This is a genomic window from Vibrio ponticus (assembly GCF_009938225.1).
In the GTDB taxonomy this organism is placed as follows: domain Bacteria; phylum Pseudomonadota; class Gammaproteobacteria; order Enterobacterales; family Vibrionaceae; genus Vibrio; species Vibrio ponticus.
In genome coordinates this window covers 2,268,191-2,281,194 of the sequence record NZ_AP019657.1, presented here as the reverse complement: position 1 = coordinate 2,281,194, position 13,004 = coordinate 2,268,191, and the positions used below count along the sequence as shown (strand labels likewise).

13 protein-coding genes are annotated in these 13,004 nt (G+C 46.1%); 7 read left to right on the top strand and 6 right to left on the bottom strand.

From position 1 onward, the window contains the following. Positions 1-83: 83 nt before the first annotated feature. The 3 genes from lspA (at position 84) to ispH (ending at position 2,172) form a co-directional block, all read left to right on the top strand. Positions 84-593 carry a signal peptidase II gene (gene lspA / locus GZN30_RS10170; RefSeq protein ID WP_075651482.1) on the top strand — a complete coding sequence of 170 codons (510 nt, stop codon included), beginning with the start codon at positions 84-86 and terminating at the stop codon, positions 591-593. Positions 594-751: 158 nt separating this feature from the next. Further along, positions 752-1,183 (top strand): FKBP-type peptidyl-prolyl cis-trans isomerase, encoded by a 432-nt coding sequence (gene fkpB / locus GZN30_RS10165; protein ID WP_075651484.1) that lies wholly within the window; start codon positions 752-754, stop codon positions 1,181-1,183. Between the two features lie 23 nt (positions 1,184-1,206). Beyond that, the gene (gene ispH / locus GZN30_RS10160; protein WP_075651486.1) at positions 1,207-2,172 is read left to right on the top strand and encodes a 4-hydroxy-3-methylbut-2-enyl diphosphate reductase; all 966 of its coding nucleotides are present in this window, start codon (positions 1,207-1,209) and stop codon (positions 2,170-2,172) included. Between the two features lie 70 nt (positions 2,173-2,242). Here the strand turns inward: ispH and GZN30_RS10155 are convergent, their stop codons facing one another. Then, complete coding sequence (locus tag GZN30_RS10155) at positions 2,243-3,727, bottom strand: carbon starvation CstA family protein (RefSeq protein WP_075651488.1); 1,485 nt, start codon at positions 3,725-3,727, stop codon at positions 2,243-2,245. 200 nt (positions 3,728-3,927) lie between these two features. Here GZN30_RS10155 and GZN30_RS10150 point away from each other — a divergent pair, with 200 nt between their 5' ends. After that, positions 3,928-4,275 (top strand): DUF2799 domain-containing protein, encoded by a 348-nt coding sequence (locus GZN30_RS10150; protein ID WP_075651490.1) that lies wholly within the window; start codon positions 3,928-3,930, stop codon positions 4,273-4,275. Between the two features lie 49 nt (positions 4,276-4,324). Here GZN30_RS10150 and murQ read toward each other — a convergent pair whose 3' ends face one another. Both murQ and GZN30_RS10140 read right to left on the bottom strand, forming a co-directional pair. Further along, positions 4,325-5,251, bottom strand: a complete 927-nt coding sequence (murQ, locus tag GZN30_RS10145; protein ID WP_075651492.1) for an N-acetylmuramic acid 6-phosphate etherase — start codon at positions 5,249-5,251, stop codon at positions 4,325-4,327. A gap of 14 nt (positions 5,252-5,265) precedes the next feature. Next, a complete protein-coding gene (locus GZN30_RS10140; protein ID WP_075651494.1) occupies positions 5,266-6,381 on the bottom strand; it encodes an anhydro-N-acetylmuramic acid kinase in 1,116 nt (371 codons plus the stop codon). Between the two features lie 100 nt (positions 6,382-6,481). On the opposite strand from GZN30_RS10140, the gene nagZ reads away from it, so the two are divergent. After that, complete coding sequence (nagZ, locus tag GZN30_RS10135; protein ID WP_075651496.1) at positions 6,482-7,468, top strand: beta-N-acetylhexosaminidase; 987 nt, start codon at positions 6,482-6,484, stop codon at positions 7,466-7,468. A gap of 65 nt (positions 7,469-7,533) precedes the next feature. On the opposite strand, the gene btsR is transcribed toward nagZ, so the two are convergent. Then, on the bottom strand, positions 7,534-8,253 hold the full coding sequence (gene btsR, locus GZN30_RS10130; RefSeq protein ID WP_075651498.1) for a two-component system response regulator BtsR: 720 nt from the start codon (positions 8,251-8,253) through the stop codon (positions 7,534-7,536). A 9-nt stretch (positions 8,254-8,262) separates the two neighbouring features. After that, positions 8,263-9,429: a histidine kinase gene (locus tag GZN30_RS10125; RefSeq protein ID WP_075651500.1), complete on the bottom strand. Its 1,167-nt coding sequence runs from the start codon at positions 9,427-9,429 to the stop codon at positions 8,263-8,265. Positions 9,430-9,673: 244 nt separating this feature from the next. Here GZN30_RS10125 and GZN30_RS10120 point away from each other — a divergent pair, with 244 nt between their 5' ends. Both GZN30_RS10120 and tyrA read left to right on the top strand, forming a co-directional pair. Beyond that, the gene (locus GZN30_RS10120; RefSeq protein WP_075651503.1) at positions 9,674-10,747 is read left to right on the top strand and encodes a 3-deoxy-7-phosphoheptulonate synthase; all 1,074 of its coding nucleotides are present in this window, start codon (positions 9,674-9,676) and stop codon (positions 10,745-10,747) included. 22 nt (positions 10,748-10,769) lie between these two features. Continuing rightward, the gene (gene tyrA, locus GZN30_RS10115) at positions 10,770-11,897 is read left to right on the top strand and encodes a bifunctional chorismate mutase/prephenate dehydrogenase (protein ID WP_075651505.1); all 1,128 of its coding nucleotides are present in this window, start codon (positions 10,770-10,772) and stop codon (positions 11,895-11,897) included. Between the two features lie 93 nt (positions 11,898-11,990). Here tyrA and GZN30_RS10110 read toward each other — a convergent pair whose 3' ends face one another. Further along, the gene (locus tag GZN30_RS10110) at positions 11,991-13,004 is read right to left on the bottom strand and encodes a M23 family metallopeptidase (RefSeq protein ID WP_075651507.1); all 1,014 of its coding nucleotides are present in this window, start codon (positions 13,002-13,004) and stop codon (positions 11,991-11,993) included.

The window sequence follows — 13,004 nt, the reverse complement described above, 5'->3', positions numbered from 1 at the left end:
CGCAGAATGACGTTAAGCAAAGATTGAACTTTTTAATAACCAAGCAGCCCCAGTATTTACTGGGGTTGTTTTTAGGTACGAATATGAGTGAAAAAGCACTAACACTGAAAGAGTCTGGGGTTCGCTGGCTTTGGTTAGCCTTAGTGATTTTTATTGCTGACATCGCGATTAAGCTCGTGGTAATGAACAATATGGGGTATGGCTGGAATAACCGTATTGAAATTCTGCCATTCTTTAATTTGCTTTATGTTCATAACTACGGTGCGGCATTCAGCTTTTTAAGTGATCAAGCGGGTTGGCAACGTTGGTTATTTACCGGTATTGCGTTCGTAGTAACGGCGATGTTGACTTATTGGATGAGCAAATTACCGGCGAAAGAGAAGTGGAATAACATTGCTTATGCGATGATCATCGGTGGTGCGATTGGTAATGTCTTTGATCGTGTAGTACATGGTTTTGTGGTCGACTACCTCGATTTTTACTGGGGTACATATCATTGGCCCGCATTCAACTTAGCCGATACGACAATCTGTATTGGTGCGGCGATGATTATCCTCGATGGCTTTCTTAGTAAAGAGAAAACCACCGCATAAAAGCGAATAACCCTAAACGCTGTCTGTTGATTCGACAGCGTTTTTTCTATATACCTGCATATAAAAATTAAGATAGTTCGCGACGTATTGAAACTAAGCGTTTTTTTGTCTAGCTAAGGTCTATCTTGGAATAATAATAACCACAAGGAAGCTGTATCGTGACATCAATAACCCAAGACTCTACTGTAACTCTTCACTTTACCATTAAAATGAAAGATGGTTCGGTTGCCGACAGCACCCACAATATGGGGAAACCAGCCAAATTGGTGATTGGTGATGGTAGTCTGAGCGATAACTTTGAACAGTGCTTACTCGGTTTAAGCGCTGGCGAAAGCAAAGCAATTGAACTGGCCGCTGCCGACGCATTTGGTATGCCTAATCCAGATAATATCCACTATATGGATCGTGCGAAGTTTGTTGGTGACGCTGAAGTAGAAGTCGGCACCATTATGGCGTTTAGTGGTCCTGATGGTATGGAGATTCCAGGAATTATTACCGAGATTGCTGGCGATTCAGTCACGGTTGACTTTAACCACCCTCTAGCAGGACAAGATGTGACTTTTGAAGTTGAAATTTTGTCAGTAGAATAACGCCCCGAAGAAGAAAACACCCCATGAGCAATGAAATGAAAATCCTGTTAGCTAACCCACGTGGTTTTTGTGCCGGTGTAGACCGTGCCATTAGCATCGTAGAACGCGCTTTGGAACTTTACCAGCCACCAATTTATGTCCGTCACGAAGTGGTACATAACCGTTTTGTGGTGGAAGGGTTAAAGCAGCGTGGTGCGGTGTTTGTCGAAGAACTGCATGAAGTGCCAGATGACAATATTGTGATTTTCTCAGCTCATGGTGTATCACAAGCTGTGCGTCAAGAAGCGAAAAAGCGCGCCTTGACGGTATTTGATGCTACTTGCCCATTGGTGACCAAAGTTCACATGGAAGTCGCGCGCGCGAGTCGTCGTAATATGGAAGTGGTGCTGATAGGTCATGCTGGTCACCCTGAAGTAGAAGGCACTATGGGGCAGTACTCCAGCGAAACTGGCGGCATGTATTTGGTCGAGAAACCAGAAGATGTCGAGAAGTTGCTGGGTGTGGTGAAAGATCCAACGGAACTTCATTACGTAAGCCAGACCACGCTGTCTGTAGATGAGACTGCGGATGTGATTGCGGAACTGCGTCGGGTATTTCCAGAGATCCAAGGTCCACGTAAAGATGATATCTGCTACGCGACCCAGAACCGTCAAGATGCGGTACGTGAAATCGCGACTAATGTAGATGTTGTCATTGTAGTTGGCTCAAAGAACTCTTCTAACTCAACTCGCTTGAAAGAGTTGGCAGAAAAACTGGGTACACCGGGTTATCTTACTGACTGCCCAGAAGACATCAAAACCGAATGGTTTGATGGTAAGCGCAAGGTCGGTGTGACGGCGGGGGCATCTGCGCCAGAAGAGCTTGTGAACCAAATTATGGAACGTATCAAAGTATTGGTTGGTACGCGCTCGGTTGAAGAAGTGACAGGTCGTGAAGAGAACATGTTCTTTGAAGTGCCGAAAGAATTACAAATTAAGCAAGTTGATTAAAACGGTTTGATTTTTATATAAACAAAAGGCTCCTTGCGGAGCCTTTTTCGTACTATATCCAATGTGAAGTTTAAGCGGTTTCAGCGTTGCCGCTTGGTTTCTCTTCATCAGCTAGCTCAGTTTCACCTTTGCCTTGTGACGTTTTAATCACGTAACCCAATACCGCAACAGCGAATACGACACCGACGATAGTCGAGATTTGCATTGGCAGGCCAAAGCCAAGCGTGCTGTTGTTAAGAATAAAGGTCACACATACCGTTGTCATAAACACTGCTGGGATAGAGGTAATCCAGTGCAGTTTGTTGTGGCGCAGTAGGTATGCTGAGGCTGTCCAAAGCATCATTACTGCTGTGGTTTGGTTAGCGAAACCGAAGTAGCGCCAGATAATACCGAAATCAACTTGAGTTAAGATGCCACCAATAACGAATAGTGGTACAGCCATCAGTAGGCGGTTGCGTAGTGTTTTTTGCTCCATGTTGAAGTATTCAGCTAGGATCAGACGGCTAGAGCGGAATGCAGTGTCACCAGAAGTGATAGGGAGGATAACCACACCTAGGAAAGCGATAACACCACCAAACACACCCAGTAGACCAAATGATGATGCGTATACTACGTTACCAGGACCGCCATTGCTTACTGCTTCTTGCAGCGCTTCTAGTGAGCCGAAGAAAGATAGAGCGATAGCACACCAGATAAGCGCGATAACACCTTCACCAATCATTGCCCCATAAAATACGAAGCGACCGTTTTTCTCGTTTTCCATACAACGCGCCATCAATGGTGATTGAGTCGCATGGAAGCCCGAGATTGCACCACAAGCAATGGTGATAAATAGGGCTGGCCACAATGGCATATCATTTGGATTTAGGTTACTGAACATATCGGTGACTTGGAAGTCGCCCATCACAGTGTGTTCGCTAGAGAAGGCAACGGCAGTCATTAGACCAACCGACATAAAGATCAGAAGGGCACCAAATAGTGGGTAGAAACGACCAATAATTTTATCAACCGGTACAATTGTCGCGATGATGTAGTAAGCAAAAATCACCACCACCATCGCTGTCATGCTGACAGTGAAGTCGGTCTGGTCATTGATTAGGTTGGTGATCATGCCAGCAGGAGCCGAAACGAATACCACACCCACAAGAAGCAATAGGACAATGGCAAAGATGTTCATAAAGTGTTTTGCGCCATTGCCTAGGTAGCGACCTGTGATGGTCGGTACTGATGCACCGCCGTTGCGGACAGATAACATACCTGAGAAGTAGTCATGCACTGCACCAGCAAAGATACAACCAATCACGATCCAAAGCATCGCTGCAGGACCGTATAGCGCGCCCATGATTGGACCGAAGATTGGACCAACGCCTGCGATATTGAGTAGTTGAACTAGGTAAACTTTTTTAGTCGACATGGGTACGTAGTCGACACCGTCTGTTTTAGTATGTGCGGGAGTTTGACGTTTTTCGTTGATACCAAAAACTTTCTCAACGAAGGCGCCATAAATAAAGTAACCACCGATTAATGCGGCTACACAAGTTAAAAACCACAACATAGCTCTTGTCCCCTGATCTTAGAATTCATCATGCATACTAATCAGTCGCAGATCGAGAATCATCCGGATTTACCGTGAGTGGTCGTATGCCAATTTAAGTGGCAAGCTCACCATTTAAGTGGTTTTGCTTGAAGTTAAGTGGTCAAATTGCGAGGTAAGTGGTTAAACTAATACTGCTAAGTAAATCACAAGGAAAAATAATGAAAAAGCGACTCAGCGTTCTGTTGCTAGTGGGGTTGGTTGGTTGTGCCAGCAGTGTCGAAGAGTTAGCACAAGCCGGCGATTGGTATCAAGTTGGCTATCAAGATGGTGTCACGGGGAATACATCTCGTACCATGCGTGAGCTGACGAAGATGGGCAATGTTAATATTGCCGATTACGACCAAGGTTATCTGACGGGAGTGAACGAATATTGTAACCCTGATTTCGCTTACCAAATTGGTTTATCGGGCCAGTATTACGAAGGCGTCTGCGAAGGGACAGAAGATGCGCAACGTTTTCGTATGGAATGGCAACGCGGTTGGGATGCTGCGCGTAATACTTATTGATCGCTAAAAGGCTTGGTTGGTGTCACCAAGCCAATGCTTTCATCTAAGTTTAGTCTGGCTGATGATCTTCAACGGCGCGGCGCAGAAAACCCTCCTTGGAGGCGAGTTGCACTTTGGCGGTATAGAGATCCATACCGGTCAAAATCATCAGGATCGCGAGCTTAACATCATACTCTGTTTGCTCGAGAGTTTGTGTCGCAAGTTGGTTATCACATTCGGTGGCTTGCATAACAATGCGAGCCGCTCGTGCCACTAGTTTTTTATTGGTCGCCTTTACATCAACCATTAAGTTTTGATAGCTCTTACCAATGCGAATCATACTCGCAGTCGTCAGCATGTTAAGTACCAGCTTCTGCGCCGTGCCCGATTTTAAACGTGTTGAGCCTGTTAAGGCTTCCGGACCGACTACCGGGCTAATGGCAATCTGAGCTTCTTCGGCAATCGCCGAATCAGGGTTGCAAGATAGCGCGACGGTGGTGGCGCCGATTTGGTTAGCGTAGCGCAGTGCTCCAATTACATAAGGAGTGCGACCGCTGGCAGCAATGCCGACAACAACATCTTTGTCGCTAAAGTGGATGTTTTTCAGATCTCGCTCGCCTAACTCAAAGCTATCTTCTGCCCCTTCTTTGGCTTTAAGAATCGCTTCTGGTCCACCCGCAATCAGACCAATCACCATTTTGTCTGATACCCCAAATGTTGGCGGACATTCGGAAGCATCTAACACGCCTAAACGACCACTGGTGCCAGCCCCCATATAGATCAAACGACCACCTTGCTTAAATGCCTCGGTGATCTTATCAACGGCTAGGGCAATGTCCGGTAACACCATTTCAACGGCAAGGGGGACTTGTTTATCTTGCTGGTTAATGCGTTTGACGATATCCAATGAAGAAAGCAGGTCGATATCCATGGTTTCGGGATTTCGACCTTCAGAAACCAAATGGGCAAGAGCAGCAATTAGAGCATCGTTAGTCATATATTCCTCATTGCTCACGACTGAGCGAAATAAAGTACACCCAATGAAGCAAGCTGGCTGGCGCCCGTCACTTCAGGTAAGTTGCTTGGTAAATTATCTAGGCGTCGCTGTGCAAGCCAAGCGAATGCCATTGCTTCCATATTGTCACTGTCGACGCCCTTGTCATTTGTGGTCATCACCGACCATAACGGGAGCAGTTCCGCTAAGCGCGACATTAATAGTGGGTTATGTACGCCGCCACCACAAACCAGCAGTTCAGGCTTTGTGCCGGCTTGGTACTGTGCGACCTCCTTGGCGATGGTGATGGACGTGTATTCACAGAGCGTGCGCTGCACATCTTCAGCGCTCAGGGTAAAGCGTGTTAAGTGTTGCTCTAGCCATGGAAGGTTAAACAGCTCTCTGCCGGTACTTTTAGGTGCGGACCGCTCAAGGTAAGGCTCACTCATCAGTGCTTCGAGAAGCTTATGGTTCACTTCGCCTTGCAAAGCAAACTGGGCGTCTTTATCGAACTTGTGTTGGCGATGTTTAGCGCACCACGCATCCATCAGCATATTGCCTGGTCCCGTGTCGTAGCCAATCACCCGGTGATTAGGACGTAGAACCGAGATGTTGGCTATTCCACCAATATTGAGCACCACCACGCTTGAGTCGCTGGCGGCAAAAATGGATTGATGGAAAGCGGGTACCAAAGGGGCGCCTTGACCACCTAAAGCCATATCTTTGCGGCGAAAGTCGGCAACCGTATCGATACCGGTTTTGGTCGCAATGATATTGGCGTCACCAAGTTGGATAGTAAAGGGTGCGTCCCCATCAGGGCGGTGGAATACCGTTTGCCCATGGTTGCCAATCGCGCTAATAGCACTTGCTGGGCAGTTGGCGTGTTCAAGTAGTGCATTTACCGCATCGGCGAAGAGATGCCCCAGTTGATGATCTAATTCACCCACTTCCGCAAGGTTAGTTTGTTGACCGAGACAGATTGCCAGTAAGCGCTGCTTAACCGATTCAGGGAAAGGGAAGTCGAGTGAGGCGACCAATTCAATTTGATTGCCTGAGATTTCCACTAGCGCGGTATCGACTCCGTCCATGCTAGTGCCTGACATCACACCAATAAAGCGTCGTTTAGTATACATATCCAATTTTTGCCAATAGGTTCACTTATCCATTGTAAACCTAGAATAATCAGAATAACCTCAAAGCCAAAGCGAAATCAGTGCGCAATTAGGAGAAATTATGGGTCCGTTATGGGTAGACGTGGCTGGGTATGAATTAACAGCAGAAGACAGAGAAATTTTGCAACATCCAACCGTGGGTGGCTTAATCTTATTTGCCCGCAACTATCATGACAGTAAACAATTGGTGGCGCTTACTCACGAGATTCGTAAAGCGGCAAAGCGACCAATCCTGATTGGTGTGGATCAAGAGGGCGGACGAGTACAACGCTTTCGTGAAGGTTTTTCCCGTATTCCGGCACCTAAGCTGTATGCTGAGCAAGCAGAAAGTGAGCGCATGGCAGAACTGGGTGGCTGGTTGATGGCTGCTGAGTTGATCGCTCATGATATCGATTTAAGCTTTGCCCCGGTGTTGGATAAAGGCTTTGAGTGTAAAGCAATTGGCGATCGCGCTTTTGGTGATGATATCGATACGATAATGCGCCATAGTAGCGCTTATATGCGTGGGATGAAATCGGTGGGAATGGCGACGACGGGTAAGCACTTCCCAGGTCACGGCGGGGTAATCGCGGATTCTCATTTAGAAACCCCTTACGATGAGCGTCAAACCATACTTGAACAAGATATGGCGATTTTTAAAGCGCAAATAGAGGCTGGTACGTTAGATGCGATGATGCCTGCGCACGTCATTTATCCGCAATATGATGATCAACCGGCGAGTGGCTCTCAGTTTTGGTTGAAGAAAATACTGCGGGAGCAACTTGGTTTTAAAGGCATTATATTCTCTGACGATTTGAATATGGAAGGGGCGGCAATCATGGGCGGTCCAGCGGCGCGTTCACATCAAGCGCTGGTGGCGGGCTGTGACATGCTGTTGTTGTGTAATAACCGTGATGGTCAGGTTGAAGTGCTCGATAACTTGCCGATCCTTGAGTTCCCACAAGCGACACGTTTGCTTAAGCAGCAATCTTTTACCCTAAGCGACCTGCAGCGCAGTGAGAAGTGGCGTGAAGCTTCTGAAGCGATGAAACGTATTCTCGATTGCTAATCATCGGTTAGCGGTAATTTAAGAGCCACGTCAGTGGCTCTTTTGCTATTTACTTTGCGGACTAATCAGTGAAAACCGAGTAGCTCTTTGAGGGTTTTCAGGTAGCGGCGACTGACGGGAATCGGGTGGCCACTGGAAGAGATGATTTCCGCCAAACCATTTTCCAGCAGCTTGATCTCTTTAATCGCTTTTATGTTCATTAAGTACTGGCGATGACAGCGTACCAGTGGCGTTTTTTCTTCCAATACTTTCAGCGTTAACTGGCACGTTGCCACTTGCTCAGCAGTCTGCACATGTACGCCACTGATATCGCTATAAGCGAACTCAATGTCCTTGGTTGGGATAATCACAATGCGGTTTAAGCCCACGCACGGCACCTGATCTAAATTGGTCGGCGCGATAGGTTGATATTGTTGTAGATTTTTCTGCTCTGACTTAAGTAAGCGACTAATAGTGACATTGAGTCGTGCTGTGTCGACAGGCTTGAGCAGATAATCAAAGGCGTTCTCTTCGAACGCTTGTACCGCAAATTGGTCGTAGGCGGTGACAAAGACCACCCGGGTTTGAATATCTGGGTCTAACATCGCTAAGAGTTCTATACCGGTGATTTGCGGCATATTGATATCGAGAAATACTACATCGGGTTTGAGTTGGTTGATCTTCTTTAAACCTTCGATGGCATTACTGGCTTGGTCGAGAACGGTAATGTGTCCCGTTTCTTCAAGTAGCTCGCTCAGTTCCTCGCGAGCAAACAGTTCATCATCTATCACTAAAGCGGAAAGCATGATTTATCCTTAACGATCTTGATGGGGAATGATAAAACTCATTCTCGTATATTGATTTGGTTCGACTTCGATAGTCAGTTGACCGATGTTGCCAAACTTATTACTGAGACGCTTGGCAACGATTTGCATGCCAAGCCCTTCATGATCCTGTTTTGGTGCTTGGTAGCTACCGGCATTATCTTCAACAGTAATTTTGCATCCTTGCTCAACGTCTTGGCTATAGATGCGGATCACGCCACCTTCTAGTAATTGCGATGTGCCGTGTTTAATCGCATTTTCCACCAAGGGTTGCAGCGTGAATGTTGGCAATCTGCGCGCCATCCAGGCTTGGTCAATATCCATCTCGACTTCGAGTCGATCAGTAAAGCGCGCTTTTTCTATGGTGAGGTAAGCATTAACGTGCTCAAGCTCATCTTGCAGCGATACTTCCTCAATGTCCTGTTTAAGGTTACTGCGGAAAAACTGCGACAAATGTTGGATGAGTTGACGTGCTTTGGCAGGGTCGCGCCGAATAACAGCACTGATGGTGTTCAGTGCATTAAACAAGAAGTGCGGGTTTACTTGCGCATGAAGCAACTTGATCTCTACTTGCGCCAGCAGTGATTGTTTTTGTTGTAACTCGCCATACAGGATCTGGCTAGACAGCAGCTGGGCGATACCTTCAGCCATCGACATATTAATGGTGGAAAACAGCTTACGTTTCGGTTCGTACAACTTAATCGTACCAATCACTTTATCGCCCGCCCGCAGTGGAATGATCAGTGCTGACCCTAACTTACAATGATGCGATATCGAACATTGGTAAGGCTTATCTTTACCATCGAGGTAAATAATGTCGTCTTGGCTAATCGCATCTAGAGTGCTTTGCGAAGAAATGGGGGTTTCAGGCTTATGATGATCATCACCAATGCCGACAAAGAAGCCAACCACAGGTCCACCGAATAACCCTCCCATCACGGCACCGATAGCTCGAGTATTGGCAATGGCATCATTGATTTGTAGACCAAAATAGGTGCCCAAAATGCAAAAAAGCGAGAACAGGACATAAATTGCGATTTTATGACTGAGGCGGTGCGAGATGTTAAGTAGCGGGAGAAATATAGGCGTCTTGCTCAACATATAGGCGAGCACTAAATAGACGCACATTTGCTGCAGTAGCGAGAGGATCAAATCCATGTTGCTCAACCTATTTCCTTACGTGGTTTATGCCTATTCTAAAGACTTTGCTAATCAGAAAACATGCTTTCAGCATAGATTTGTAACTAAGCGCGATTAAATTGGCGTTGTAAATTAAATTTTACACTGATGTTTATTTTAATTTACGGTTGAAATATTAATTACGCCTGTTATCTTAATGGCTAAGCAGTGCCTTAATGAAATGGAATTTAAGGTGTAAATTATTATTTACAGAGTGTCGATTATGCAGAAAAGTGAATTGAGTAATATCAACATCATTGATGAACAAGTACTGATTACGCCAGATGAGTTAAAGGCGAAGTTACCATTAAGTGATAATGCTCGTCGATTTATTCAGCAATCTCGTCAAGAAATTGCCGATATTATTCACAAAAGAGACCATCGCCTACTGGTAGTGTGTGGTCCTTGTTCTATTCATGATGTGGAAGCCGCTAAGGATTATGCGCGTCGACTCAAACAACTGTCTGAACAACTGAGCGATCAGCTTTACATCGTGATGCGTGTTTACTTTGAAAAACCGCGTACCACCGTTGGTTGGAAAGGTTTGATAAACGACCCTCATCTTGATGGCAGCTTTGATATCGAACACGGCTTGCACGTGGGGCGTCAATTGCTGGTGGAATTAGCCGAGATGGAAATTCCTTTGGCAACCGAAGCGCTGGACCCAATTAGCCCGCAATACTTAGCGGATACGTTTAGCTGGGCGGCGATTGGTGCTCGAACAACAGAATCACAAACTCACCGTGAAATGGCCAGTGGCTTGTCGATGCCGATTGGTTTTAAAAATGGCACCGATGGCAACCTAGCGACCGCCGTCAACGCGATGCAGGCGGCTTCCTCTAGCCACCGCTTCATGGGTATTAGTCGCGAAGGGGAAGTGGCACTGCTGACGACGCAAGGCAACCCTAACGGTCACGTGATTTTACGTGGTGGTAAGCAGACTAACTATGATTCAGTGTCAGTGGCTGAGTGTGAAGAAGAGATGGCAAAAATGGGCTTAGATGCTTCATTGATGGTGGATTGTAGCCATGCTAACTCACGTAAAGATTACCGCCGTCAACCGCTGGTTGCGGAAGATGTGATTCACCAGATCCGTGAAGGCAATAAATCGATTATTGGTTTGATGATTGAAAGCCACATTAACGAAGGCAACCAATCGTCAGATTTAGCGCTAAGTGAGATGCAATACGGTGTTTCTATCACAGATGCCTGTATTAATTGGCAAACAACTGAGACACTACTGCGTCATGCGCACGAAGCTTTAGTGCCATTCTTACAAGATCGTTTACAAGCTTAAGTAGTAAGGTATAGGGATATTCATGGCTGAACAGTTAAACCATCTGCGTGATCAGATTGATGCAGTAGATAAGCAGATCCTCAATTTGTTGGCTCAGCGCTTAGCGCTGGTCGAGCAAGTTGGCGAGGTGAAAAGTGAGCACGGTTTGCCGATTTATGCGCCGGATCGCGAAGCGGCAATGCTTGCTTCTCGCCGCGCGGAAGCGGAGAAAATGGGTGTGCCACCACAGCTGATTGAAGACATTTTACGCCGCACGATGCGCGAGTCTTATGCCAGTGAAAAAGACTCAGGTTTTAAGTGCTTGAATCCAGAATTGCGCTCAGTCGTGATTGTCGGTGGTAAAGGTCAATTAGGTGGTTTGTTCGGTCGTATGTTCAGCTTATCAGGCTATCAAGTGAAGGTGCTGGGTAGCCAAGATTGGCATCGCGCTGATGAGATCCTTGAAGATGCGGGGTTGGTGGTGGTCACGGTGCCAATTCACCTAACCCAAGGGGTGATTGAGAAGCTGGGTAATCTGCCAAGTGATTGTATCTTGTGTGATTTGACCTCAATTAAATCTAAGCCGTTAGCGGCGATGATGCGCGTGCATCAAGGTCCGGTTGTTGGTCTACATCCAATGTTTGGTCCAGATGTGCCAAGTCTGGCTAAGCAGGTCATTGTTTACTGCGATGGTCGAGGAGAAGAGCATTACCAGTGGCTATTAAAGCAGTTTGCTATTTGGGGTGCGAGTCTGTGCCAGATTGATGCCAGTGAGCATGATCATGGTATGACCCTTATTCAAGCATTACGCCACTTCACTTCTTTTGCTTACGGTTTGCATCTGAGTCAAGAAAACCCAAGTATCGATAAGCTGTTACAACTAAGCTCGCCAATTTACCGTCTCGAGCTGGCGATGGTTGGGCGTCTGTTTGGACAAGACCCGAATCTGTACGGCGATATTATTTTCTCTTCGCAAGAGAATATCGAGATGATCAAGCGCTTCCATCAGCGTTTTGGTCAAGCGTTAGATATCTTAGATAGCCAAGATAAACAGAGTTTTATCAATAATTTTAATCAAGTCAGTGATTGGTTTGGCGATTACTCGCAGCAGTTTATGGTGGAGAGTCAGAATTTGTTGAAACAAGCCAATGATTCGATTCATCGCGGTTAAGCAGGTTATGCTTTTCCAATACGCAAAAAGCTGCCTTAGGCAGCTTTTTTAGTTTCATCGCGTGATAACTCTTTATTTGCTTACGTCGCGCTGTTATTGCACCGAGATAGTATCGTTGCTACTTGCCGCGTTGTTTACGGTATTCACAGAGTTATCAGTATAAGGATTGTTAGTTAAGTTAACTTGCAGACGAACGTTGTCATCAATCAGTTTTACCAACGGTGCCCATTTAACCTTTTTCTCTTTCTCAAATAGATAGTTAAAGTTATCGGGTGTCCAATCCATGGTGTATTGCGGATTGAGTGAGCGACCTAAAAAGCGCACCTCATAATGTAGGTGTGGTCCGGTGGAGTTACCTGAGTTACCACAAGTTGCAATCACTTCACCTTTAGATACGAATTGACCACTTTTCACTTTAAAGTATTGCAAGTGAGCGTAGGAGGTCATAAAACCAAACGAGTGACGTAAGGTCAAAAAGTTGCCGAAGCCTTTTTTACTTGGTCTTACCGTTTCGATGACACCATCCGCTGGGGCCACAATTGGCGTACCACGCTTACAGGTTAAATCGATACCCGTGTGAGTATGACGTTTGCCTGTGATTGGATTGGTTCGGCGACCATAAGAAGATGAAATTCGATTGTAGTCCAATGGCGAGTCGTTAGGGATCATACGGAACATGGTTGCGCGGACAGCAGAGTCGACGGCAGCCGCATCTAAGCGATCTTCCAGATTTTGCTCATCCAGTGGCGCTTCATCGGATAAACCTAATACCGCTTCCACATCGTAAACTCGCTTGCCGAGCACATGTAACTGGTCACGCTTTTGCTCTAACTCTTGGGATAGCGTGTGAGTCGCATCCATTTGCTCCTCATACAATTGCTCAAGTGTGGCATTTTGTTCTTGAGTCATGCTGAGGGTTTGATTAAGCGTCAAAATATTTTGGTTTAACGCCACTACTTCATTTTGTTTGTGATAGATAAAGCCTGCACTTGCACCGATGACGGTAAAACTCGTAGCAATGGAGAGCAGCAAAAAGCGTCTACTGATAGAGAAATGCTGGGCTTCAGTTCCAGTAGGAATCGTAATTGTTATTTTTCTTTTGGACAT

What these genes read in the sequence shown, in the direction of transcription:
- tyrA (WP_075651505.1), top strand. Translation starts at nt 10,770, where the DNA reads ATGGCTGAACAGTTAAACCATCTGCGTGATCAGATTGATGCAGTAGAT.
- GZN30_RS10110 (WP_075651507.1), bottom strand. Translation starts at nt 13,004, where the DNA reads ATGTCCAAAAGAAAAATAACAATTACGATTCCTACTGGAACTGAAGCC.
- GZN30_RS10120 (WP_075651503.1), top strand. Translation starts at nt 9,674, where the DNA reads ATGCAGAAAAGTGAATTGAGTAATATCAACATCATTGATGAACAAGTA.
- lspA (WP_075651482.1), top strand. Translation starts at nt 84, where the DNA reads ATGAGTGAAAAAGCACTAACACTGAAAGAGTCTGGGGTTCGCTGGCTT.
- GZN30_RS10150 (WP_075651490.1), top strand. Translation starts at nt 3,928, where the DNA reads ATGAAAAAGCGACTCAGCGTTCTGTTGCTAGTGGGGTTGGTTGGTTGT.
- ispH (WP_075651486.1), top strand. Translation starts at nt 1,207, where the DNA reads ATGAGCAATGAAATGAAAATCCTGTTAGCTAACCCACGTGGTTTTTGT.
- nagZ (WP_075651496.1), top strand. Translation starts at nt 6,482, where the DNA reads ATGGGTCCGTTATGGGTAGACGTGGCTGGGTATGAATTAACAGCAGAA.
- btsR (WP_075651498.1), bottom strand. Translation starts at nt 8,253, where the DNA reads ATGCTTTCCGCTTTAGTGATAGATGATGAACTGTTTGCTCGCGAGGAA.
- GZN30_RS10125 (WP_075651500.1), bottom strand. Translation starts at nt 9,429, where the DNA reads ATGGATTTGATCCTCTCGCTACTGCAGCAAATGTGCGTCTATTTAGTG.
- murQ (WP_075651492.1), bottom strand. Translation starts at nt 5,251, where the DNA reads ATGACTAACGATGCTCTAATTGCTGCTCTTGCCCATTTGGTTTCTGAA.
- GZN30_RS10140 (WP_075651494.1), bottom strand. Translation starts at nt 6,381, where the DNA reads ATGTATACTAAACGACGCTTTATTGGTGTGATGTCAGGCACTAGCATG.
- GZN30_RS10155 (WP_075651488.1), bottom strand. Translation starts at nt 3,727, where the DNA reads ATGTTGTGGTTTTTAACTTGTGTAGCCGCATTAATCGGTGGTTACTTT.